The sequence below is a fragment of the Pseudomonas sp. AN-B15 genome (genome assembly GCF_019056475.1).
In the GTDB taxonomy this organism is placed as follows: domain Bacteria; phylum Pseudomonadota; class Gammaproteobacteria; order Pseudomonadales; family Pseudomonadaceae; genus Aquipseudomonas; species Aquipseudomonas parakoreensis.
The window spans coordinates 4,654,706-4,677,757 of the sequence record NZ_CP049737.1; the positions used below are offsets into that span (position 1 = coordinate 4,654,706).

Below are 23,052 nucleotides of genomic sequence, written 5' to 3' on the forward strand. Positions count from 1 at the left end.
CCCGGTGCTATGATCCGAACCCTGCGCCGCAAAGAGTAAAAACTCGTCGGTGCATTTCTGGCCGCCCGTGATCGGCCTTGCGCTCACCGCAACAGACCTGATTAGGAGAATCATCATGGCTTTCGAATTGCCGCCGCTGCCTTACGCACACGATGCCCTGCAGCCGCACATTTCCAAGGAAACCCTGGAATTTCACCACGACAAGCACCACAACACCTATGTCGTGAACCTGAACAACCTGGTGCCAGGCACCGAGTTCGAAGGCAAGACCCTGGAAGAGATCGTCAAGACTTCCTCGGGCGGCATCTTCAACAACGCCGCTCAGGTCTGGAACCACACGTTCTACTGGAACTGCTTGGCGCCAAACGCCGGCGGTCAACCAACCGGCGCACTGGCTGAAGCCATCAACGCGGCTTTCGGTTCGTTCGACAAGTTCAAGGAAGAGTTCAGCAAAACCTCGATCGGCACCTTCGGTTCCGGCTGGGGCTGGCTGGTGAAAAAGGCTGACGGTTCCCTGGCCCTGGCCAGCACCATCGGCGCCGGCAACCCGCTGACCAGCGGCGACACCCCGCTGCTGACCTGCGACGTCTGGGAACACGCTTACTACATCGACTACCGCAACCTGCGTCCGAAGTACGTTGAAGCGTTCTGGAACCTGGTCAACTGGAAGTTCGTTGCCGAGCAGTTCGAAGGCAAAACCTTCACCGCTTAAGCTGCGCGCCAGTCAAAAAACCCGGCTATTGCCGGGTTTTTTTATGCCTTTGCTTTGTGTAGGAGCTGCCGCAGGCTGCGATCTTTTGACTTTGATTTTTTAAAGCAAGATCAAAAGATCGCAGCCTGCGGCAGCTCCTACAGGGAATAGCGTTTTTCTCACGATAACCGTTGTCTGCGGCGGCTTGCCGGGGCAGCACATCGGACTAACATCAAAAAGAGGAAAAATTGTCCCGCACCGCTCAAGTTGAGGGCCGAAACTACCGACACAGTACAAATAGAGCTGACACTCCAGACAGCAGCATTTCGGCCAACGCCACAGGCAAATATCCTTGGGCTTGATTGTCCCTTTGACTGCCAACACGGGATTGCCAATACTCATGGCAACTTGACGCTACCCGCACGGAACAAGGAATAACCCTTTGAAGCTGGAACTCAAGAACAGCTTGTCGGTGAAGTTGCTCCGGGTCGTGCTCCTTTCGGCATTGATCGTCGGCGTGGTCTTGAGCTGCGCCCAGATTGTTTTCGATGCCTATAAAACCCGCCAGGCGGTGGCCGGCGACGCGCAGCGCATCCTCGACATGTTCCGTGATCCCTCGACTCAGGCGGTCTACAGCCTGGACCGGGAAATGGGCATGCAGGTGATCGAAGGCCTGTTCCAGGACGACGCCGTGCGCCAGGCCTCCATCGGCCATCCGAACGAAGCGATGCTCGCGCAAAAATCCCGTGAGTTGCAGCACTCCAACAGCCGCTGGCTGACCGATCTGATCCTCGGCCAGGAACGCACCTTCACCACCCAACTGGTCGGTCGTGGCCCCTACAGCGAATACTACGGCGACCTGAGCATCACCCTCGACACCGCCACCTATGGCGAGAGTTTCATCGTCAGTTCGGTGATCATTTTCATTTCCGGCGTATTGCGCGCCCTGGCCATGGGCCTGGTGCTGTATCTGGTCTATCACTGGCTGCTGACCAAGCCGCTGTCGCGGATCATCGAGCACCTCACCGAAATCAATCCCGATCGCCCCAGCGAGCACAAGATTCCGCAGCTCAAGGGCCACGAGAAAAACGAACTGGGGATCTGGATCAACACCGCCAACCAGTTGCTCGAGTCCATCGAGCGCAACACCCACCTGCGCCACGAAGCGGAAAACAGCCTGCTGCGCATGGCCCAGTACGACTTCCTCACCGGCCTGCCGAACCGCCAGCAATTGCAGCAGCAACTGGACAAGATTCTGGTGGATGCCGGCAAGCTGCAACGCCGGGGCGCGGTACTGTGCGTGGGGCTGGATGATTTCAAGGGCATCAACGAGCAATTCAGCTACCAGACCGGCGACCAGTTATTGCTGGCACTGGCTGATCGCCTGCGCGCCCACAGCGGTCGCCTTGGCGCCCTTGCTCGTCTGGGTGGCGACCAGTTTGCCCTGGTGCAGGCCGATATCGAGCAGCCTTATGAGGCGGCAGAACTGGCGCAAAGCATCCTCGATGATCTGGAAGCGGCGTTTGACCTCGATCATCAGCAGATCCGCCTGCGAGCGACCATCGGCATTACCCTGTTCCCCGAAGACGGCGACAGCACCGAGAAACTGTTGCAGAAAGCCGAGCAGACCATGACGCTGGCGAAGACCCGCTCGCGCAATCGCTATCAGTTCTACATCGCCAGCGTCGACAGCGAGATGCGCCGCCGTCGCGAACTGGAAAAAGACCTGCGTGACGCGCTGATTCGCGACCAGTTCTACCTCGTCTATCAGCCGCAGATCAGCTACCGCGATCACCGCGTGGTCGGGGTCGAAGCACTGATTCGCTGGCAGCATCCGGAGCATGGTCTGGTGCCGCCGGACCTGTTCATCCCGCTGGCCGAGCAGAACGGCACCATCATCGCCATCGGCGAATGGGTGCTCGATCAGGCCTGCAAACAACTTCGGGAATGGCACGATCAGGGCTTCGTCGACCTGCGCATGGCGGTCAACCTGTCCACCGTGCAACTGCACCACGCCGAGCTGCCGCGGGTGGTCAACAACCTGCTGCAGATCTACCGCCTGCCACCGCGCAGCCTGGAGCTGGAGGTCACCGAAACCGGCCTGATGGAAGACATCAGCACCGCCGCCCAACACCTGCTGAGCCTGCGCCGCTCCGGGGCGCTGATTGCCATCGACGACTTCGGCACCGGCTATTCATCGCTGAGTTACCTGAAAAGCCTGCCGCTGGACAAGATCAAGATCGACAAGAGCTTCGTTCAGGACCTGCTGGATGACGACGACGATGCGACCATCGTTCGCGCCATCATCCAGCTGGGCAAGAGCCTGGGCATGCAGGTGATCGCCGAAGGCGTGGAAACCGCCGAGCAAGAGTCCTACATCATCTCCGAAGGCTGTCACGAAGGTCAGGGTTACCACTACAGCAAGCCGCTGCCGGCCCGGGAGCTGACCGCCTACCTCAAGCAAGCCCAACGCAGCAACGCGGCTATTTTATAAAGTCAAAAGATCGCAGCCTGCGGCAGCTCCTACAGGGATCGCATTTCCCCTGTAGGAGCTGTCGAGTGAAACGAGGCTGCGATCTTTTGATCTGCGCCATCACACCGGCGTAAATAAGAAATATTTCCAGCCACAACCCTTTACACATAATGCGAAAGATTTGCATTATGTCGCAGCTTTGCGCACCCCCGCGCCCTGTCCATTCCATTACCGAAGCAGGATGTTCGCCATGATTCGTATGCCTCTGGCTACCGCCAGTCTGCTGGCCATCGCTATTTCCCTCGCCGGTTGCGGCGAAGGCAAAGACAAGGCTGCCGCTCCGGCCGCGCCGACGCCGGCCGCCAGCACCGCCGCTGCACCGGCCCCCGCCGCTGCCGGTAAAGTCGATGAAGCCGCCGCCAAGGCTGTGGTTGCGCACTACGCGGACATGGTCTTCGCCGTCTACAGCGATGCCGAATCCACTGCGAAAACCCTGCAAACCGCGGTCGACGCGTTCCTCGCCAAGCCGAACGCCGACACCCTGAAAGCCGCCAAGGCTGCCTGGGTCGCTGCGCGCGTACCTTACCTGCAGAGCGAAGTGTTCCGCTTCGGCAACACCATCATCGACGACTGGGAAGGTCAGGTGAACGCCTGGCCGCTGGACGAAGGCCTGATCGACTACGTCGACAAGTCCTACGAACACGCACTGGGCAACCCGGGTGCCACCGCCAACATCATCGCCAACACTGAAGTGCAGGTCGGCGAAGACAAGGTCGACGTGAAGGACATCACTCCGGAAAAACTCGCCAGCCTCAACGAGCTGGGCGGTTCCGAAGCCAACGTCGCCACTGGCTACCACGCGATCGAATTCCTGCTCTGGGGCCAGGACCTGAACGGCACCGGCCCGGGCGCCGGCAACCGTCCGGCGTCGGATTACCTGGAAGGCGCCGGCGCCACTGGCGGTCACAACGATCGTCGCCGTGCCTATCTCAAAGCCGTGACCCAACTGCTGGTCAGCGACCTGGAAGAAATGGTCGGCAACTGGAAGCCGAACGTGGCTGACAACTACCGCGCCACCCTGGAAGCCGAGCCGGCTGAAAGCGGTCTGCGCAAAATGCTGTTCGGCATGGGCAGCCTGTCCCTGGGTGAACTGGCGGGCGAGCGCATGAAGGTTTCGCTGGAAGCCAACTCGCCGGAAGACGAACAGGATTGCTTCAGCGACAACACCCACAACTCGCACTTCTACGATGCCAAAGGCATTCGTAACGTGTACCTGGGCGAGTACACCCGGGTTGACGGGACCAAGATGACCGGCGCCAGCCTGTCGTCGCTGGTGGCCAAGGCTGACCCGACTGCCGACACCGCGCTGAAAGCCGATCTGGCCGCTACCGAAGCCAAGATCCAGGTCATGGTCGATCACGCCAACAAGGGTGAGCACTACGACCAGTTGATCGCTGCGGGCAACACCGCCGGCAATCAGATCGTGCGTGACGCCATCGCCGCGCTGGTCAAGCAGACCGGTTCGATCGAAGCCGCTGCCGGCAAGCTGGGCATCAGCGACCTGAACCCGGACAACGCTGATCACGAGTTCTGATCACGCGCGTCTGCGTCAAAAAAGGCGACCTTCGGGTCGCCTTTTTCATGCCTGCTTTTTGCGGTGATGCTGATGGCCTCATCGCTGGCAAGCCAGCTCCCACAGGTTTCGCGGCGTTCACACACTCCGAGTACAACACAAATACTGTGGGAGCTGGCTTGCCAGCGATGGCTGCGCCTCGGTCTCGAGTGAAACCCTGCCGCAAATCAAGCAAACGATAATTCCTCTTATTCAAACTCCCCCGCCCTGTTAGACTTTGCGCCTTTGTTTTCGCCCGCCCGCAGGATGTCTGATGCCCTCGCTGCCGCTTCGCTTGTCCGCACTGTTTCTGGCCCTGGGCCTGAGTGCCTGCGATGACGCCCCGCGCTTTACCAAGGCTGAGCCCGGTGAAGCGCGTTCGGGCGGGGCGACGACTGTGCGCAAGACCGATCAGAATGCGTTCTCGCTGCCTTCGGCCAATCTGCCGCCGTCGCGTCGGGTCGACTTCAGTGTCGGCAACAGTTTCTTCCGCAGTCCGTGGGTGATCGCGCCGTCGACCACCACCGCCCGCGATGGCCTCGGCCCGTTGTTCAACACCAACGCCTGCCAGAACTGCCACATCAAGGACGGCCGTGGCCACCCGCCGGCACCGGATGCGGCGAACGCGGTGTCGATGCTGGTGCGCCTGTCGATTCCCGATTCGCCGGCCTATGCCAACGTCATCGAGCAACTCGGCGTAGTGCCGGAGCCGGTCTACGGCGGGCAGTTCCAGGACATGGCCGTACCCGGAGTTACGCCCGAGGGCAAGGTGCGCGTCGAATACACCCCGGTGCCGATTCGTTTCAAGGACGGCACCGAAGTCGAGCTGCGCAAACCGGTGCTGCAATTCACTCAGTTGGGCTACGGCCCGATGCACCCGGACACGCGCTTCTCGGCCCGGGTTGCGCCGCCGATGATCGGCCTCGGCCTGCTCGAAGCGATTCCCGAGGACGCGATACTCGCCAACGCCGCCGCGCAAGCCAAAGAGAACAACGGCATCAACGGCCGAGCGAATCGGGTCTGGGATGACGCGCAGCAAAAGACCGTCATGGGTCGATTCGGCTGGAAAGCCGGGCAACCCAATCTCAATCAGCAGAATGTCCACGCGTTTTCCGGAGACATGGGCCTCACGACCAGCCTGCGCCCCTTCGATGACTGCACCGACGCGCAAACCGCGTGCAAACAGGCACCCAATGGCAATGGCCCGGACGGCGAGCCGGAAGTCAGCGACAACATCCTGCGTCTGGTGCTGTTCTACACGCGCAACCTGGCAGTGCCGGCACGTCGTGGCGTCAATGACGAACAAGTGCTGGCCGGCAAGAACCTGTTCTTCCAGGCCGGTTGCCAGTCCTGCCACACCCCGAAATACACCACCGCCGCCAACGCCGCCGAACCCGAACTGGCCAATCAAGTGATTCGCCCGTACAGCGATCTGCTGCTGCACGATATGGGCGAGGGTCTGGCCGACCACCGCAGCGAATTCCAAGCCTCCGGCCGCGATTGGCGTACTCCGCCATTGTGGGGCATCGGCCTGACGCAGGCAGTCAGTGGTCACACCCAGTTTCTGCATGACGGCCGCGCCCGCAACCTGCTCGAAGCCGTGCTCTGGCATGGCGGCGAAGCGCAGCAGGCGCAGCAACAGGTTTTGTCTTTCAACGCCGAACAGCGTGCCGCGCTGCTGGCGTTCTTGAACTCACTTTAAACACTTAAAAGAATCGGGAGCCCGACATGTTCCGTCCCAAGTTGTTGTTCACCAGCCTTGCCGCACTCGCCCTCGGCGCCTGCTCGCCGCAGGACCCGCAAGCGGTCACGTCGGCCGCCATCGCCAAATCGGTGATCCTGCCGACCTACACCCGTTGGGTCGAAGCCGACAAGCAACTGGCGATCAGCGCCCTCGCCTACTGCCAAGGCAAGGAAACCCTGGAAACCGCCCGCGCCGACTTCCTGCACGCGCAGAAAGCCTGGGCAGAGCTGCAACCGTTGCTGATCGGGCCACTGGCCGAGGGCAACCGTTCGTGGCAGGTGCAGTTCTGGCCGGACAAGAAAAACCTCGTTGGCCGTCAAGTCGAGCAACTGGTCACCGCCCAGCCGCAGATCGACGCCGCCGCACTGGCCAAATCCAGCGTGGTGGTGCAGGGCCTGTCGGCTTACGAATACATCCTCTTCGATGAAAAACCGGACGTCGCCAACGCCGAGCAAAAAGCCAAATACTGCCCGTTGCTGATCGCCATCGGCGAGCGCCAGAAGCAACTGGCCGAAGAGATTCTGCAGAGCTGGAACAACACCGACGGCATGCTCGCGCAAATGAGCAAATTCCCCAACCAGCGCTACGCCGACTCCCACGAAGCGATCGCCGATCTGCTGCGTGTGCAGGTCACCGCCCTCGATACCCTGAAGAAAAAACTCGGCACGCCAATGGGCCGTCAGAGCAAGGGGGTGCCGCAACCGTTCCAGGCCGATGCATGGCGTAGCCAGTCGTCGCTGACCGCGCTGGAAGCCAGCCTCGCTGCCGCCAAAACCGTCTGGGAAGGCGTCGACAACAAGGGCCTGCGCGGTCTGTTGCCGGCCGAGCAGAAACCGTTGGCAGACAAAATCGACGCCGCTTACGCCGCATCGCTGGAGCTGTTCGGCAGCACGCAGCGCTCGCTGACCGAAATGCTCCAGGACGACGCCGGTCGTCAACAACTCAACGATCTCTACGACAGCCTCAACGTCGTCCATCGCCTGCACGAAGGCGAACTGGCCAAGGCGCTGGGCATCCAACTGGGCTTCAACGCCAACGACGGTGACTGATGAGGGCAAGTGCCATGCTGCGACGCCAGGCTCTGACTTTAGGTAGTTTGCTGCTGGGAGCAGTGACACTGGGCGGTTGGACGCTGTTCAAGCGCAAGGATCAGAGCCCGCTGCTGCTCTCGGCGCGCGACGACACCGACGGCAAGCATTACGCCGTCGGTTATCGGCTGGACGGTACTCGGGTGTTCGCCACCCAGGTCGGCCAGCGTTGTCACGACATCATCAACCACCCGACGCTGCCGATCGCGCTGTTCGTCGCCCGCCGCCCGGGCACCGAGAGTTACCTGATCGACCTGCGCGACGGGACCTTGCTGCAAACCGTGACCTCGCAGCCGAACCGGCATTTCTACGGCCACGCCGTGGTGCACAAGGACGGCGAATACCTGTACGCCACCGAGAACGACACCACTGATCCGGGGCGTGGCCTGCTCGGGGTGTACAGGTTCGAAGGCGAGCGGCTGGTGCACAGCGGCGAGATTTCCACCCACGGCCTCGGCCCGCATCAGGTGTCGTGGATGCCCGATGGCGAAACCCTGGTGGTGGCCAACGGCGGGATCCGCACCGAGGCCGAAAGCCGCGTCGACATGAACCTCAACGCCATGGAACCCAGCCTGGTGCTGATGCAGCGCGACGGCACGCTGCTGAGCAAGGAAACCCTTGCGCAGCAGATGAACAGCGTGCGCCACCTGGGCATTGCCAGCGACGGCACCATCGTCGCCGGCCAGCAGTTCATGGGCGCCTCGCATGAGCGCTCCGAGCTGTTGGCGATCAAGCGTCCGGGTCAGCCCTTCGTGGCGTTCCCGGTGCCGGAGCATCAGTTGCAGTCGATGGGGCATTACACCGCCAGCGTTGCGGTGCACAGTGAACTGCGACTGGTGGCGTTGACCGCACCGCGCGGCAACCGCTTCTTCATCTGGGATCTGGACAGCGGCGAAGTGCGCCTCGACGCGCCGCTGCCCGATTGCGCCGGCGTCGGTGCGGTGCAGGACGGCTTCGTCGTGACCTCGGGTCAGGGCCGTTGCCGTTACTACGATTGCCGCCAGGATCAACTGCTGGCCAAGCCGCTGGAATTGCCGGCGGGGCTCTGGGACAACCATCTTCATCTGATGGCTTGAATCAACACGGTACTGTGGCGAGGGAGCTTGCTCCCGCTGGGGCGCGAAGCGGCCCCGCTTTTTTTAACTCAAAAGCATGGGACTGCTGCGCAGTCCAGCGGGAGCAAGCTCCCTCGCCACAGGGGTTTTATTCGTCCTCACTGTAATAACTGGCAGTTGGAATCCCCACCTGACTCGGGGTAATGTGCCCGCCTGTCTCACCTGATTTATCCAAGGAACTGGAAAAATGCTGCGTCGCCGCATGCTGATCATGTTGGGTGTTGTCTTGCTGGTCGTCCTGGTATTGGGCGGGTACAAAGCCTTTTCGATCTACACCATGATCCAGGGCTTCTCCAAACCGAAACCGCCGATCAGCGTCGCCGTGGCCCGCGCTACCGAACAGCCGTGGCAGATGCGTTTGCCCACCGTCGGCTCGCTCAAGGCCTTGCAAGGCGTCGAGCTGAGTCTTGAAGTCGCCGGCACCGTCACTGAACTGAAATTCGAATCCGGACAGAAGGTCAAGGCCGGGCAGCCACTGCTGCAGCTCGACAGTGCCGTCGAAGCCGCCCTGCTGGAAACCGCCAAGGCTGACCTGGGCCTGGCGCAACTGGATTTCGGCCGGGGCAGCCAGTTGATCGACAGCCGTGCCATCTCCAAAGGTGAATACGACCGGCTCTCGGCCGTGCTGCAAAAGGAGCGGGCCACGGTCAATCAGCTCAATGCAGCACTGGCGAAAAAGCGCATCGTCGCGCCGTTCAGCGGCACCATCGGGATTCGTCAGGTCGACATCGGCGACTACCTCGCCAGCGGCACTAAAATCGCTACCCTGCAGGATTTGAGCAGCCTCTACGCCGACTTCTATGTGCCGGAGCAATCGGTGCCAAAACTGGCCATCGGCCAACCGGTGCAGATCGCAGTTGCGGCCTATCCCGGACAGACCTTCCCCGGCGCCATCAGCGCGATCAACCCGATTGTCGAGAGCACCACGCGCAATATTCTGGTGCGCGCGACCCTGGCCAACCCCGACGGCAAATTGCTGCCGGGCATGTTTGCCAGCCTCGACGTGCTGCTGCCCGATCCACAGCAACACATCGTGGTGCCGGAAAGCGCGATCACCTACACCCTCTACGGCAACTCGCTGTACGTGGTCGGGCAACAGAAGGCCGAGGATGGCAGCGTGGTCAAGGACGACCAGGGCCAGCCGGTGCTGATCGCCGAACGCCGTTTCATCGAGACCGGTGAACGCCGCGATGGCCTGGTGATGATCAACAAGGGCGTGCAGAGCGGCGAACAAGTGGTGACCGCCGGCCAGATCAAACTGGACAACGGCGCACACATTGCCATCAGCGACGACAAGACCCTCGGCGAGCAGAACAGTCCGCCCCGCGCCGACTGATCAAGGAATCCCCATGGCTTTTACCGATCCGTTCATCCGCCGCCCGGTGCTCGCCACCGTGGTCAGCCTGCTGATTGTGCTGCTGGGTTTCCAGGCCTGGAGCAAACTGCCGCTGCGCCAATACCCGCAAATGGAAAACGCCCTGATCACGGTGACCACCGCCTACCCCGGGGCAAACGCCGAGACCATTCAGGGCTACATCACCCAACCGATGCAGCAAAGCCTGGCCAGCGCCGAAGGCATCGACTACATGACCTCGGTCAGCCGCCAGAACTTCTCGGTGATCTCGATCTACGCGCGCATCGGCTCCAACACCGACCGCTTGTTCACCGAACTGCTGGCCAAGGCCAACGAGGTGAAGAACAAACTGCCGCAGGACGCTGAAGACCCGGTGCTGAGCAAAGAATCGGCCGACGCCTCGGCGCTGATGTACATCAGTTTCTTCAGCAAGGATTTGAGCAACCCGCAGATCACCGACTATCTGTCGCGGGTGATCCAGCCGAAACTGGCGACTTTGCCGGGCATGGCCGAGGCGGAGATTCTCGGCAATCAAGTGTTCGCCATGCGCCTGTGGCTCGACCCGGTGAAGCTCGCCGGTTTCGGCCTCAGCGCCAGCGATGTGACCAACGCCGTGCGCCAGTACAACTTCCTCTCCGCCGCCGGCGAGGTGAAGGGCGAATACGTGGTCACCAGCATCAACGCCAACACCGAACTGAAATCCGCCGAAGCCTTCGCGGCGCTTCCGCTCAAGGTCAGTGGCGACAGCCGCGTGCTGCTCAGTGATGTGGCGCGGGTCGAGATGGGCGCGGAAAACTACGATTCGATCAGCTCGTTCGGCGGCACGCCGTCGGTGTACATCGGCATCAAGGCCACGCCCGGGGCCAACCCGCTGGATGTGATCAAGGAAGTGCGCAAGCTGATGCCGGAACTGGAAGCGCAGTTGCCGCCCAACCTCAAGAGCGAGATTGCTTACGACGCCACGCTGTTTATTCAGGCCTCGATCGACGAAGTGGTGAAAACCCTGTTCGAAGCGGTGCTGATCGTCATCGTGGTGGTGTTCCTGTTCCTCGGCGCGTTGCGCTCGGTGGTGATCCCGGTGGTGACCATCCCGCTGTCGATGATCGGCGTGATGTTCTTCATGCAGATGATGGGCTATTCGATCAACCTGCTGACCCTGCTGGCAATGGTGCTGGCCATCGGTCTGGTGGTGGACGACGCGATTGTCGTGGTGGAGAACATCCACCGGCATATCGAGGAAGGCAAGACGCCGCTGGAGGCCGCACTGGAAGGCGCACGGGAAATCGCCATGCCGGTGGTGTCGATGACCATCACCCTGGCGGCGGTGTATGCGCCGATCGGCTTCCTCACCGGACTGACCGGGGCCTTGTTCAAGGAGTTCGCCCTGACCCTGGCCGGTGCCGTGGTGATTTCCGGGATTGTCGCCCTGACCCTGTCGCCGATGATGTGCGCCCTGCTGTTGCGTCACGAAGAAAACCCCAGTGGCCTGGCGCACCGCCTCGACCGTATTTTCGACAGCCTCAAACGCCGCTACCAGAGCATGCTCCACGGCACCTTGAACACACGGCCGGTGGTGTTGGTGTTCGCAGTGATCGTGCTGTGCCTGATCCCGGTGTTTCTCAAGTTCACCAAGTCGGAACTGGCTCCTGATGAGGATCAGGGCATCATCTTCATGATGGCCACGGCCCCCCAGCCGACCAACCTCGATTACCTGAGCACCTACACCGACGAATTCATCAAGATCTTCAAAGAGTTTCCGGAGTACTACTCCTCGTTCCAGATCAATGGCTACAACGGTGTGCAAGCGGGCATCGGCGGCTTCCTGCTCAAGCCGTGGAACGAGCGCAGCCGCACCCAGATGCAGATCCTGCCCGAGGTGCAAGGCAAACTGGCGAGTATCCCCGGCCTGCAGATTTTCGGTTTCAACCTGCCCTCCCTGCCCGGCACCGGTGAAGGTCTGCCGTTCGAGTTTGTGGTCAACACGGCCAACGACTACGAGTTGCTGTTGCAAGTCGCTGACCGGATCAAGAAACGTGCGATGGAGTCGGGCAAGTTCGCCTTCGTAGACCTCGATCTGGCGTTCGACAAGCCGGAAGTGGTGGTCGATATCGACCGCGCCAAAGCCGCGCAGATGGGCGTGTCGATGCAGGACCTCGGTGGAACACTGGCGACGCTGCTGGGCGAGGCGGAAATCAACCGTTTCACCATCGAAGGCCGCAGCTACAAGGTGATTGCTCAGGTCGAACGACCGTACCGCGAAAACCCCGGCTGGCTGAACAATTACTACGTGAAAAACACCCAGGGCGAGCTGCTGCCGCTGTCGACCCTGATCAAGGTCAGCGACCGGGCACGGCCGCGCCAGCTCAACCAGTTCCAGCAACTCAACGCGGCGAAGATCTCCGGGTTCCCGCTGGTCAGCATGGGCGAAGCCATCGACACCGTGCTGCAGATCGCCCGGGAAGAAGCGCCGGCGGGTTTCGCCTTCGACTATGGCGGCGCCTCGCGCCAGTACGTGCAGGAAGGCAGCGCCCTGTGGGTAACCTTCGCCCTCGCGTTGGCGATTATTTTCCTGGTGCTGGCGGCGCAGTTCGAAAGCTTCCGCGACCCGTTGGTGATTCTGGTGACGGTGCCGCTGTCGATCTGTGGTGCATTGATTCCGCTGTTCCTTGGCTGGTCGAGCATGAACATCTACACCCAGGTCGGCCTGGTGACATTGATCGGGTTGATCAGCAAGCACGGGATCCTGATCGTCGAATTCGCCAACCAGTTACGCAAGGACAAAGGCCTGACCGCGCGCGAAGCGGTCGAGGAAGCCGCGGCAATCCGCTTGCGCCCCGTGTTGATGACCACGGCGGCGATGGTGTTCGGCATGGTGCCGTTGATTCTGGCGACCGGTGCCGGTGCGGTGAGCCGGTTTGATATCGGCATGGTGATTGCCACGGGGATGTCGATCGGCACCTTGTTTACCCTGTTTGTGCTGCCGTGCATCTACACCCTGCTGGCAAAGCCCGATCCCAAATCATGACCATGTCCGTGTAGGAGCTGCCGAAGGTTCGGGCCGCGTTCGGACGATCTTTTGATTTTGTTTTTAAAAGCCGAGATCAAGATCAAAAGATCGCAGCCTGCGGCAGCTCCTACACAGGGGATTTTCATTCATGCATAAAAAAGGCCTCGCATCTGCGAGGCCTTTCATTTTGGCTTCAATCGGTTCAACTCTGTGGCCTCATCCCTTGAGAAAGTCCGAACATGAACAACAACAGATCATGGTCGGGTTTAGTCGCCACGGTGGCTTTCGCCACCCGTGGTACTGCGCAGTGAGCATCGCCGGTCGTGGCACCGATCACCTGCATGCGGGGCTGCTCCCAGGCCGCCACCGCCAATGAAGCAACTGCCAAGGCTCCAACCAAAAACAAACCTCGTGCAATTTCGAGTTTCATCGCTATAAACCTTTGATAGCGCTGCCAAACGCCGTCTCGTAAAAGTAGACGAGTTTTTTCCAGTCCGTGTCGCTGAACGACGAATGGCGACGCAATTGCTTCATGTCATGGGAGGCCGCGCGATAAGCGGTCAGACGCTGGCGGCATTTTTCCAGATCGATCAATGCCACTTCGACCTGCGCCGCGTCGCCCTCACCGGTCACCCGTACAAATACGTGTTTGATGTAGATACAGCTGTGCTGCCAGCGGCCCTTGTGCATGCGCGCCAGGTTTTCTGCCAGGTCTTTGAGCACGCGCTCGTAGACGGCTTCGCCGTATTGCGCACGACCACCGGCGGCTTCCCACTTTTCAAGTTCGTCGAAGCCGTCCAGTGACTTGGTCACCAACAGCGCACGCCACTTGTATTGCGGATCGGGCTGCGCGCCGCAGAAGACGATTTGCGGGACGCGGACACCGAGACGGCTGACGCCGGTCAGTGCATCCAGCTCGCGCAAGACCGTCGGACGGCCGAAAGGATGCAGCCAGCTGCGATAGATATGTCCGGTCTGGCGCTTGGCATACAGTAACTGGCCGTCACGGCCCACGACCCGTTGCACACCACTTTCCCCGCCACGGCGTACGTTGGGCTCTTCCACCCATTCACCGCGCTGGTTCCAGTAGTAATCGAAGCGATCCTGGGGAGCGACTTCCGTTTCTGCTGCTGTTTGCACCACCATCCTGTTACCTCTTGCGTAATACGTAAACCCGCCACATGGCATAGAGCGGGATAAAATCGAGTTGTTCCTGAATGCGAAAACCTGCTTCTTCGAATTCTTTTTCAACTGTCACAGCCGGTAACACAAACCGGTTCTGGTAACCTTCCTGCCCGCGACGCCGCTCGGCGCGCTTGCGTTTCCAGGCCTTGAAATTACCGTCCACCCACAACGAAATGATGACGCTATCACGGGTGACGCGCTCGAACTCGCGCAGAATCGCCCGCCGGTGCTCGGCTTCACCGATGTGATGCAGCAATCGCATGCAGAAAATGCTGTCGACGGCGTTATCGGGCAAAGCAATGTCGAACGCTGACGTGTGCAAAGGTTGTACCCGTTTCACGACGTCAGCCGGTTGCGCTTGCATCGCGGTCTTGATCATCGACTCGGAATTGTCCGCACCAATGATCACCCGGTTGGGCTTTTCCGCCAGCAACGGCCAGAAACGCCCTGCACCGCACGGCAGATCCAGAACCAGCCCCGGCTCGCCGGCCAGCGTCAACGCCTTGCGGGCCAACTGCTCGTCCCGCCAGTGAGACAACCGACGACCTAGACCGTCCTGATGCTTGCGCAAATATTTTTGTGCATGCTGGTCATCATACTTTTCGGAAAAATCGAGCTTGATCGGTCTGCTCATCATGGGGGCTCCTGATTGACTGATACCCTTACCATAGGTAGTGGCATGTCAGCGTCAGGTCGTCCCTATGTGAAAATTACGTCAGGTAAACCGGCAAATTATTACAGGGTTTTACAAGCGAAAAGCAATAGCGCGGGCCGGTCAACGATTCTCAACGCTTGCCCAGCGTGACCTCGAAGCGGCAACCATTAGGCTCCATGGTACTCAACGTCACCTCCCAGCCCTGGTTTTCACAGATTCGCTGCACCAGTGACAAGCCCAGCCCCAAGCCTTCACCGCGCTTTTCATTGCCACGCACGAAGGGCTGGAACATGGCTTCGCGTTTTTCCTCGGGAATACCCACACCCGAGTCTTCGACGACGAAACCGTTGTCGTTGAGTGTCAGGCGAATGAATCCGTGTTCGGTGTAGTGACAGGCATTGCGCAGCAAATTACCCATGACCGCGCTGAGCAGGGTGGCATTGAAACAGGTGTCCGGCGGGTTGCCCGACTCGTACATCAGTCGCAGCCCTTTCGACTCGATCGGTTCACGCCAGATACCCAGCAGTCCGTCAGCCACTTGGGCAAGGGTCTGCTGCGGCGCGGAACCGGCGTCTTCCCGCTGAGCGCGGGCGAGCATCAGGAAGGTCTGCACCAGTTCGCGCATTTCCTCGCTGGCTCGGGCAATTCGCTCGACCTGGGCCCGACCGCGCTGATCCAGCCCCGGGTTTTCCAGAAGCAGCTCGCAGGAACTGGCCAACACCATCAACGGCGTACGCAGTTCGTGGCTGACATCGCTGGTGAACAGCCGCTCGCGGGTCAGTGCCTGCCGTAGACGCCCGAGCGTGGCATCGAACGCCACCGCGAGTTCGCCGACTTCGTCAGCCGCATAATCCGGTGCCAAGGGTGGCGCCAGCCCCAACAGTTGATCGCGGTGGCGCACTTGCCGCGCCAGGCGCACCACCGGCGCCATGACCTTGCGCGCCAACACCCAGCCGAGAAACACCGCCAGTGCCAGACTGAGCACAAACCCCACCAGCACCACGGCGAACAGCACGCGTTCACGTTCTTCGAAATCGCTTTGATCCTGCAGCAGGACATAACGACGGCCGTCGACGATCTCGACCATCGCGTGATAAGACAACTGCTCGCGGAACACTTCGTGGAAGCCCGCATCAAGGTGACGCAGATCCTTGGGCAGCTCGAAATCGCCTGGCCCACCGCTGAAATAGAACAACTGATCCGGTTCCGGGCGATGGCTCCAGTCCGAGACGTTGTCCATCAGCAACAGACGTTGCAGGTCGCCGCCCAGCCCCGCCGAAATCAGTTTTTCCTCCACCAGGTGCACGGTCGCCACAATACCCATGGCAAAGGCCCCGGCCACCAGCGCACTCATCAGCGCAAAGGCGATGATGATCCGCTGGGAAAGGCTTTGCTTAAACTCCATCACGCCCCTCGGCCAGGCGGTAACCCACACCGTGCACGGTTTGCAGCAACGGTTTGGCGAAGGGCTTGTCGATCACCTGACGCAATTGATGGACATGGCTGCGCAGGCTGTCGCTGTCCGGGCAGTCGTCACCCCACAATGCTTCTTCGAGAATTTCCCGACGCAGGACGTGGGGGCTTTTCTGCATCAGCACCGCCAGCAGTTTGAGGCCGACCGGATTCAGCTTGAGCAGCTTGCCCTCGCGGGTCACTTCCAGGGTGTCGAGGTCGTAGCTCAAGTCGCCGACCTGCAACGCGCGGCGTCCGCCACCCTGGGTCCGGCGCATGACGGCCTCGACGCGCGCCGCCAGTTCGGACAGGGCAAACGGCTTGACCAGGTAATCGTCGGCCCCGGACTTGAAGCCCTCCAGACGATCATCCAGTTGATCGCGGGCGGTGAGCATGATCACCGGCGTGTCGCGCCGCGCGTCTTCACGCAGACGCTTGCACAGGGTGTAGCCATCGATCCCGGGCAGCATGATGTCGAGCACGATCAGGTCGTAATGCTCGGTGGCCGCCAGATGCAAGCCTGACAAACCGTCCTGGGCACAATCGACGGTATAGCCTTTGAGCCCCAGGTAATCGGCCAGATTGGCCAGGATGTCGCGGTTGTCTTCGACCAATAGAATTCGCATTGGCATTTCCTCCGTACACGGTGACGGCCGTCTTGGCCCGCGCAGCTTAAGGCCTACGCCGGTTCAGGGCTAGGGCCGGCACGCGCGCAAGTCCATTTGCCCAGGCAAATTAATTCATTAACAAGGTTTTCACTATCGATTCACAACCTGATCACAGTGGCATCGCGACACTCGCGCGCCATTGCTATGAGGAAAACGAGACGATGGACTCTTTCAAGACAGCGCCCGTGCGCCTTCTGCTGCTGATCACCGGTGCCTGGCTGGTTATTTTTCTCCTGACGCGCGCGGTTCTGTTGCTGACTCACCTGGATGAGGCCGGTGGCTTCGCCCTTTCCGTGTTCGGCATCGGCACGCTGTATGACCTGGGGTTCCTTGCCTACGCGGCACTGCCAATGGGCTTGTACCTGTTGCTTTGTCCGCCGGGCCTGTGGCGCCGTCGCGGACATCGCGGATTCCTGCGCGTCCTGCTGACGACCAGCCTGTTCGCCATGTTGTTCGTGGCGGTGGCCGAATGGCTGTTCTGGGACGAGTTCGGCGTGCGCTTCAACTTCATCGCCGTCGATTACCTGGTGTACTCCGACGAAGTGCTGAACAACGTCCTTGAATCCTACCCGATCGGCAAACTGCTGAGCCTTCTCGCCGTATTGGCCGTGGTCATCAGTTTCGCTTTGCGCAAGCCGTTCAATGCCGCCATGAATGCCCCGCTGCCAGCGCTGCGCGGACGTCTGCTCAGTGCACTGGGCCTGCTGATCGTCGCGGGTCTGAGTCTGCAACTGCTCAGTCAGGACGCCCCACGTGCCCAGGGCGGCAACGCCTACCAGAACGAGCTGGCCAGCAACGGTCCGTATCAGTTCTTCGCCGCGTTCCGTAATAATGAACTGGACTACACCCAGTTCTACAAAAGCCTGCCGGCTGAAAAAGTCGCCAGCCAGATCCGTTCCGAGCTGAGTGAGAGCGACGCGCGCTTCATTGGCAAAGATCCACAGGACATTCGCCGGGTGATCGACAACCCGGGCACCCCGCGCAAGCCGAACATCGTGCTGGTGACCATCGAAAGCCTGAGCGCCAAGTACCTGGGCAGCAACGGCGACGGTCGCAACCTGACGCCGAACCTCGACGCCTTGCGCAAGCAGAGCCTGTACTTCAATAACTTCTACGCCACCGGCACCCGCACCGACCGCGGTCTGGAAGCCATCACCCTGGCCATCCCGCCAACGCCGGGCCGCTCGATCGTCAAGCGCATCGGCCGTGAGAGCGGTTTCGCCAGCCTTGGCCAACAGCTCAGCGCCGTAGGTTACGACAGCGTGTTCGTCTATGGCGGACGCGGCTACTTCGACAACATGAACGCGTTCTTCAGCGGCAACGGCTATCGCGTCGTCGATCAGAGCAGCGTCGATGAAGCCGAAATCCACTTCAAAAACGCTTGGGGTATGGCTGACGAGGATCTGTATCGCCAGACCCTGAAGCTGGCGGATGCCGACTACGCCAAACAGCAGCCGTTTCTGCTGCAGTTGATGACCACCTCCAATCACCGCCCTTACACCTACCCGGACAACCGCATCGACATCAAGTCCGGTAACGGCCGCGATGGCGCGGTGAAGTACACCGACTATGCGATTGGCCAGTTCCTCGAGCAGGCGCGGCAGAAACCGTGGTTCGACAATACGATCTTCATTTTCGTCGCTGACCACACCGCGGGCAGCGCCGGCAAGGAAGACTTGCCGATCACCAACTATCAGATCCCGCTGTTCATCTATGCGCCGAAAATGATCGAGGCTCGCGAAAGCGCGCAACTGGCCAGCCAGATCGATCTGGCCCCGACGCTGCTGGGCCTGCTGAACCTGGATTACACCTCGACGTTCTTCGGCCGCAACCTGTTGCAGGACAACCCGCTGCCATCGCGCGTGGTGGTCGGCAACTACCAGCATCTGGGCCTGTTCGATGGCAAGGATCTGGCGATCCTCAGCCCACGCCAGGGCTTGCGCCGGCATGACGATGCGTTGACCGAAAGCCGCGAGTCGCGGGTCAGCAGCGACGACCCGCTGATTACTCGCGCGATCACCTATTACCAGACCGCCAGTTATGGCTTCAAACAGCAGTTGCTGAGCTGGAAGCCTGTGAAAGAAGAGGCTCCGCAGGTCAGTGATCGTTAACTGAAGATGGACGTTGTTGTGTCAGTCAGCCTCTGTGTTGACTGACATGACGCCATCGCTGGCGAGCCAGCTCCCACAAGGATTGCGCTAAACCTGTGGGAGCTGGCTTGCCAGCGATGGGCGCACCTCGGTATAGCGCCAACGACAAATCGAAGGCAATAAAAAACCCCGCCTGCTCATCGCAGGCGGGGTTTTTCGTTACAGGGGTAAGGCTGGCTTACATCATGCCGCCCATGCCACCCATGCCGCCCATGTCTGGCATACCGCCGCCAGCCGAGCCTTCTTTCTTCGGTGCATCAGCAACAGCTGCTTCGGTGGTCAGAATCAGACCGCCGATCGAGGCTGCAGCTTGCAGAGCGGAACGGGTGACCTTGGTTGGGTCCAGGATACCCATTTCGATCATGTCGCCGTATTCGCCGGAAGCGGCGTTGTAACCGAAGTTACCTTTGCCGTTCTTCACTTCGTTGACCACTACGCTTGGCTCGTCACCGGAGTTGGCAGCGATCTGACGCAGCGGCGCTTCAACAGCGCGACGCAGCACAGCGATACCGACGTTCTGGTCAGCGTTGTCGCCGGTCAGTTCGGTCAGGGCTTCCAGAGCGCGGATCAGCGCAACGCCACCGCCAGGTACCACGCCTTCTTCAACGGCTGCACGGGTTGCGTGCAGGGCGTCTTCAACGCGGGCCTTCTTCTCTTTCATTTCAACTTCGGAACCAGCGCCAACCTTGATCACTGCAACACCGCCGGACAGTTTGGCCAGACGCTCTTGCAGTTTTTCACGGTCGTAGTCCGAGGAAGTTTCGGCAACCTGGGCGCGGATCTGAGCGATACGTGCTTCGATGTCGCCTTGTACGCCAGCACCGTCAACGATGATGGTGTTCTCCTTGGACAGGGTCACGCGCTTGGCGTTACCCAGGTGCTCCAGGGTGGTGCTTTCCAGGCTCAGGCCGATCTCTTCGGAGATCACGGTACCGCCGGTCAGAACGGCGATGTCCTGCAGCATGGCCTTGCGACGGTCGCCGAAGCCTGGCGCCTTGACGGCTGCAACCTTGACGATGCCACGCATGTTGTTCACGACCAGCGTCGCCAGGGCTTCGCCTTCAACGTCTTCGGCAACGATCAGCAGTGGACGGCCGGCTTTGGCAACGGCTTCCAGCACTGGCAGCATTTCGCGGATGTTCGAGATCTTTTTGTCGACCAGCAGGATCAGCGGGCCGTCGAGCTCGGCCACCATGGTGTCCGGCTTGTTGACGAAGTACGGGGACAGGTAGCCACGGTCGAACTGCATGCCTTCTACAACCGACAGTTCGTTTTCCAGGCCCGAGCCTTCTTCAACGGTGATCACGCCTTCTTTACCGACCTTTTCCATGGCTTCGGCAATGATGTCGCCGATGGAGTTGTCGGAGTTGGCGGAGATGGTACCTACCTGAGCGATGGCCTTGGTGTCAGCGCATGGCTTGGACAGGGCTTTCAGCTCTTTGACGATGGCGATGGTCGCTTTGTCGATACCGCGCTTCAGGTCCATCGGGTTCATGCCGGCAGCGACGGCTTTCAGGCCTTCGTTGACGATCGATTGAGCCAGAACGGTCGCAGTGGTAGTACCGTCACCAGCGTCATCGTTGGCACGGGAGGCAACGTCTTTGACCAGCTGCGCGCCCATGTTTTCGAAGCGATCTTCGAGTTCGATTTCCTTGGCGACGGAAACGCCGTCCTTGGTGATGGTCGGAGCGCCGAAGCTCTTCTCGAGAATCACGTTACGGCCTTTCGGGCCCAGGGTCGCTTTTACCGCGTCAGCCAGAACGTTGACGCCTTTGAGCATCTTGGAGCGAGCGGCATCGCCGAACTTAACTTCTTTAGCAGCCATGATCGATATTCCTTAAATACTTTGTAGTAACGGGAAAATGAACGGGGGTATCAGCCTTCGATAACAGCGAGGATTTCGTTCTCGCTCATTACCAGCAGGTCTTCGCCGTCAACTTTCACAGTGTTGCTGCCGGAGTAAGGACCGAACACAACCTTGTCGCCTTCCTTCACGGACAGTGCACGCACTTCACCGTTTTCCAGAGCCTTGCCCGGGCCTACAGCGAGAATCACACCGTGGTTGGCTTTTTCAGCAGCCGAACCTGGCAGGACGATACCGCCAGCGGTTTTCTTTTCTTCTTCGCTGCGACGGATGACGACGCGGTCATGCAGAGGACGAAGCTTCATTGTCGATCTCTCCTAATTGTGGTTTTCATCGGCCGGTGTAGTCCCGGCGGGTTTAACAAATCCGGCCTGCGCCGGTTGCGGTTCGTCGAGCGAACCGCGGAAGTCTGTCCGGCTTGAATGCCGGAAACCTTTCGGTGACCGATACATAAGGGCGCATAAGCTTATTACAAGGGCGGGGACAGAAAATTTTTCATCATGTGCCCCTTGAATGCCGCGCATAAACAAACGGCACCCGAAGGTGCCGTGTCAATGCAGGGGTTACTGGCTGTCGCGATGTTCGAACTCGCCTTCGATCACATCACCCTCGCGGCCCAGAGGCTGGCGCGTTGCAGGACCGCCACGGGGTTGCAGGTCATCGGCAAAGGCCCGCTGACGCATCGCCTGCTCTTCGGCGCGCTGACGCATTTTATTGGCCAGCAGACGACGGGTGAACGGCAACAACATCACCAGACCGACCACGTCACTGACGAAACCCGGCAGGATCAACAGGCCGCCAGCCAAGGCAAGCATCAAGCCTTCAAGCATGGTCTGTGCGGGCAACTCACCGCGATTCAGGCTTTCACGGGCACGCAGCGCAGTTGCCAGACCGGCGACGCGCAGTACGAACACACCGAACATCGAGCCGAGAATGATCAGCAGCAGGGCCGGGAAAAACCCGATCGCCCCTGCCACTTTGACGAATACGAACAGCTCCAGCACCGGAAACAGCAGAAAGAGCAACAAAAAAGGGCGCATCAAAGATTCCTCAACGCAAGAAATGCCTTGCAGTAAGCCTTAGATGACGTCGCCCTTTCGTGAATTCAAGCGTCGGCCACCGCATTTTTTGGCCAGACCTCGGCGTGAGCCAGAGAAACCAAGGCTTCGCGCACTTGTATCGGCGTATGACAAGGCGCTTGAAAGGGCAACCAGTACAGTGCCTGACCGATGCGCAGGTGCATGCCTTCGCTGTCGATTCCGGCCAGTTGCGCCGGCACGGTTTGCGGCAACCCGCTGAGCTCCACGTAATGCGCGATGGCTTTGGCGTGATCGCTGTTCATGTGCTCGACCATGCTGATTTCCGCCTTGCCGGCGAACGGATTGGCCAGGGTCAATTGATCGACCCAGTGAATCGCGCCGAAACCGCCGATGTAGCGGTGACGTACCGGGTTGAGCACCCAGAAATCAAAATCGTGGGCCTTGTGGTAGTTCTGCGAATCGGGGAAATAACGGTAGTAACGCTCGGCGGCGCCTTCGATAGCCGCCGGATCTTCGAGCTTTTGCGCCTCGGCCAGATAGGTCAGGCGACCAACGGCCTGCACGTCGTCGGCCTCACGCTCGCCCACCAGCAGCGAACACTTCGGGTCCTTCTGCAGGTTGTGAGTGTGTTGGGCGATGCGGCTGATCAGGATCAGCGGACGGCCTTGCTCGTCCAGGCAATACGGCACCACTGAGCCGAACGGGAAACCGGGCATCGATTTGGAGTGGGTCGACAATACGCCACGGTATTCCTTGAGAAGCAATTCTCGGGCATTCTTGGCCGCTTCAACGCTCAATTTATGACTCCTTAAATAGAATCCGTCGAAAAAACGGACAGGCGCCTGGGGATAAGTCCCTGTAACGCCATCGGGCAATGCTCATGTGCAATCTGGCCATACCGGTACGGATCGAGCGTCGCCAATAACAAAAACCACTCAGACCGGCTATCGGGGC

The 23,052-nt window shown here is 60.2% G+C and carries 18 protein-coding genes; 9 read left to right on the top strand and 9 right to left on the bottom strand.

What is annotated here, in order from left to right; all coding sequences use genetic code 11:
* The first annotated feature begins 115 nt into the window (after positions 1 to 115).
* The 8 genes from GTQ41_RS21045 to GTQ41_RS21080 all read left to right on the top strand — a co-directional run bounded on the left by GTQ41_RS21045 (position 116) and on the right by GTQ41_RS21080 (position 13,102).
* Positions 116 to 712 (top strand): superoxide dismutase, encoded by a 597-nt coding sequence (locus GTQ41_RS21045; protein ID WP_003227660.1) that lies wholly within the window; start codon positions 116 to 118, stop codon positions 710 to 712.
* A gap of 421 nt (positions 713 to 1,133) precedes the next feature.
* Positions 1,134 to 3,185 carry a bifunctional diguanylate cyclase/phosphodiesterase gene (locus tag GTQ41_RS21050; protein ID WP_217325353.1) on the top strand — a complete coding sequence of 684 codons (2,052 nt, stop codon included), beginning with the start codon at positions 1,134 to 1,136 and terminating at the stop codon, positions 3,183 to 3,185.
* A 229-nt stretch (positions 3,186 to 3,414) separates the two neighbouring features.
* The gene (locus GTQ41_RS21055) at positions 3,415 to 4,758 is read left to right on the top strand and encodes an imelysin family protein (RefSeq protein ID WP_047296158.1); all 1,344 of its coding nucleotides are present in this window, start codon (positions 3,415 to 3,417) and stop codon (positions 4,756 to 4,758) included.
* Positions 4,759 to 5,050: 292 nt separating this feature from the next.
* Entirely contained in the window at positions 5,051 to 6,478 is a 1,428-nt protein-coding gene (locus GTQ41_RS21060) for a di-heme oxidoredictase family protein (protein ID WP_047296160.1), read from the top strand.
* 26 nt (positions 6,479 to 6,504) lie between these two features.
* Entirely contained in the window at positions 6,505 to 7,569 is a 1,065-nt protein-coding gene (locus GTQ41_RS21065; RefSeq protein WP_047296162.1) for an imelysin family protein, read from the top strand.
* A gap of 14 nt (positions 7,570 to 7,583) precedes the next feature.
* A complete protein-coding gene (locus GTQ41_RS21070; protein WP_047296164.1) occupies positions 7,584 to 8,684 on the top strand; it encodes a DUF1513 domain-containing protein in 1,101 nt (366 codons plus the stop codon).
* Between the two features lie 226 nt (positions 8,685 to 8,910).
* Positions 8,911 to 10,059: an efflux RND transporter periplasmic adaptor subunit gene (locus tag GTQ41_RS21075; RefSeq protein ID WP_047296165.1), complete on the top strand. Its 1,149-nt coding sequence runs from the start codon at positions 8,911 to 8,913 to the stop codon at positions 10,057 to 10,059.
* Positions 10,060 to 10,072: 13 nt separating this feature from the next.
* A complete protein-coding gene (locus GTQ41_RS21080; RefSeq protein ID WP_047296167.1) occupies positions 10,073 to 13,102 on the top strand; it encodes a multidrug efflux RND transporter permease subunit in 3,030 nt (1,009 codons plus the stop codon).
* Between the two features lie 184 nt (positions 13,103 to 13,286).
* Here GTQ41_RS21080 and GTQ41_RS21085 read toward each other — a convergent pair whose 3' ends face one another.
* The 5 genes from GTQ41_RS21085 to GTQ41_RS21105 all read right to left on the bottom strand — a co-directional run bounded on the left by GTQ41_RS21085 (position 13,287) and on the right by GTQ41_RS21105 (position 17,002).
* Positions 13,287 to 13,514 (bottom strand): hypothetical protein, encoded by a 228-nt coding sequence (locus GTQ41_RS21085; protein ID WP_041068407.1) that lies wholly within the window; start codon positions 13,512 to 13,514, stop codon positions 13,287 to 13,289.
* Positions 13,515 to 13,516: 2 nt separating this feature from the next.
* On the bottom strand, positions 13,517 to 14,230 hold the full coding sequence (locus GTQ41_RS21090) for a lipopolysaccharide kinase InaA family protein (RefSeq protein ID WP_047296168.1): 714 nt from the start codon (positions 14,228 to 14,230) through the stop codon (positions 13,517 to 13,519).
* A 4-nt stretch (positions 14,231 to 14,234) separates the two neighbouring features.
* Positions 14,235 to 14,903 (bottom strand): class I SAM-dependent methyltransferase, encoded by a 669-nt coding sequence (locus tag GTQ41_RS21095; protein WP_047296170.1) that lies wholly within the window; start codon positions 14,901 to 14,903, stop codon positions 14,235 to 14,237.
* 151 nt (positions 14,904 to 15,054) lie between these two features.
* Positions 15,055 to 16,329, bottom strand: a complete 1,275-nt coding sequence (locus tag GTQ41_RS21100) for a HAMP domain-containing sensor histidine kinase (RefSeq protein WP_041068403.1) — start codon at positions 16,327 to 16,329, stop codon at positions 15,055 to 15,057.
* Positions 16,319 to 17,002: a response regulator transcription factor gene (locus GTQ41_RS21105; protein ID WP_047296172.1), complete on the bottom strand. Its 684-nt coding sequence runs from the start codon at positions 17,000 to 17,002 to the stop codon at positions 16,319 to 16,321. Before GTQ41_RS21105 ends, GTQ41_RS21100 begins: the two co-directional genes overlap by 11 nt.
* Positions 17,003 to 17,205: 203 nt before the next feature.
* Here GTQ41_RS21105 and GTQ41_RS21110 point away from each other — a divergent pair, with 203 nt between their 5' ends.
* On the top strand, positions 17,206 to 19,155 hold the full coding sequence (locus tag GTQ41_RS21110) for an LTA synthase family protein (protein WP_047296174.1): 1,950 nt from the start codon (positions 17,206 to 17,208) through the stop codon (positions 19,153 to 19,155).
* 217 nt (positions 19,156 to 19,372) lie between these two features.
* Here the strand turns inward: GTQ41_RS21110 and groL are convergent, their stop codons facing one another.
* The 4 genes from groL to GTQ41_RS21130 all read right to left on the bottom strand — a co-directional run bounded on the left by groL (position 19,373) and on the right by GTQ41_RS21130 (position 22,895).
* The gene (gene groL / locus GTQ41_RS21115; protein WP_007964008.1) at positions 19,373 to 21,019 is read right to left on the bottom strand and encodes a chaperonin GroEL; all 1,647 of its coding nucleotides are present in this window, start codon (positions 21,017 to 21,019) and stop codon (positions 19,373 to 19,375) included.
* A 50-nt stretch (positions 21,020 to 21,069) separates the two neighbouring features.
* Entirely contained in the window at positions 21,070 to 21,363 is a 294-nt protein-coding gene (locus GTQ41_RS21120) for a co-chaperone GroES (RefSeq protein WP_007916610.1), read from the bottom strand.
* A 258-nt stretch (positions 21,364 to 21,621) separates the two neighbouring features.
* The gene (locus GTQ41_RS21125) at positions 21,622 to 22,098 is read right to left on the bottom strand and encodes an FxsA family protein (RefSeq protein ID WP_047296176.1); all 477 of its coding nucleotides are present in this window, start codon (positions 22,096 to 22,098) and stop codon (positions 21,622 to 21,624) included.
* 65 nt (positions 22,099 to 22,163) lie between these two features.
* Positions 22,164 to 22,895: a HugZ family protein gene (locus tag GTQ41_RS21130; RefSeq protein WP_047296178.1), complete on the bottom strand. Its 732-nt coding sequence runs from the start codon at positions 22,893 to 22,895 to the stop codon at positions 22,164 to 22,166.
* Between the last annotated feature and the right edge of the window lie 157 nt (positions 22,896 to 23,052).

Bases quoted from the DNA above. Each gene is read 5' to 3' on its own strand.
- GTQ41_RS21105 (WP_047296172.1), bottom strand. From the start codon at position 17,002: ATGCGAATTCTATTGGTCGAAGACAACCGCGACATCCTGGCCAATCTG.
- GTQ41_RS21120 (WP_007916610.1), bottom strand. From the start codon at position 21,363: ATGAAGCTTCGTCCTCTGCATGACCGCGTCGTCATCCGTCGCAGCGAA.
- groL (WP_007964008.1), bottom strand. From the start codon at position 21,019: ATGGCTGCTAAAGAAGTTAAGTTCGGCGATGCCGCTCGCTCCAAGATG.
- GTQ41_RS21045 (WP_003227660.1), top strand. From the start codon at position 116: ATGGCTTTCGAATTGCCGCCGCTGCCTTACGCACACGATGCCCTGCAG.
- GTQ41_RS21110 (WP_047296174.1), top strand. From the start codon at position 17,206: ATGGACTCTTTCAAGACAGCGCCCGTGCGCCTTCTGCTGCTGATCACC.
- GTQ41_RS21075 (WP_047296165.1), top strand. From the start codon at position 8,911: ATGCTGCGTCGCCGCATGCTGATCATGTTGGGTGTTGTCTTGCTGGTC.
- GTQ41_RS21070 (WP_047296164.1), top strand. From the start codon at position 7,584: ATGCTGCGACGCCAGGCTCTGACTTTAGGTAGTTTGCTGCTGGGAGCA.
- GTQ41_RS21080 (WP_047296167.1), top strand. From the start codon at position 10,073: ATGGCTTTTACCGATCCGTTCATCCGCCGCCCGGTGCTCGCCACCGTG.
- GTQ41_RS21090 (WP_047296168.1), bottom strand. From the start codon at position 14,230: ATGGTGGTGCAAACAGCAGCAGAAACGGAAGTCGCTCCCCAGGATCGC.
- GTQ41_RS21125 (WP_047296176.1), bottom strand. From the start codon at position 22,098: ATGCGCCCTTTTTTGTTGCTCTTTCTGCTGTTTCCGGTGCTGGAGCTG.
- GTQ41_RS21095 (WP_047296170.1), bottom strand. From the start codon at position 14,903: ATGAGCAGACCGATCAAGCTCGATTTTTCCGAAAAGTATGATGACCAG.
- GTQ41_RS21055 (WP_047296158.1), top strand. From the start codon at position 3,415: ATGATTCGTATGCCTCTGGCTACCGCCAGTCTGCTGGCCATCGCTATT.
- GTQ41_RS21085 (WP_041068407.1), bottom strand. From the start codon at position 13,514: ATGAAACTCGAAATTGCACGAGGTTTGTTTTTGGTTGGAGCCTTGGCA.
- GTQ41_RS21100 (WP_041068403.1), bottom strand. From the start codon at position 16,329: ATGGAGTTTAAGCAAAGCCTTTCCCAGCGGATCATCATCGCCTTTGCG.
- GTQ41_RS21060 (WP_047296160.1), top strand. From the start codon at position 5,051: ATGCCCTCGCTGCCGCTTCGCTTGTCCGCACTGTTTCTGGCCCTGGGC.
- GTQ41_RS21065 (WP_047296162.1), top strand. From the start codon at position 6,505: ATGTTCCGTCCCAAGTTGTTGTTCACCAGCCTTGCCGCACTCGCCCTC.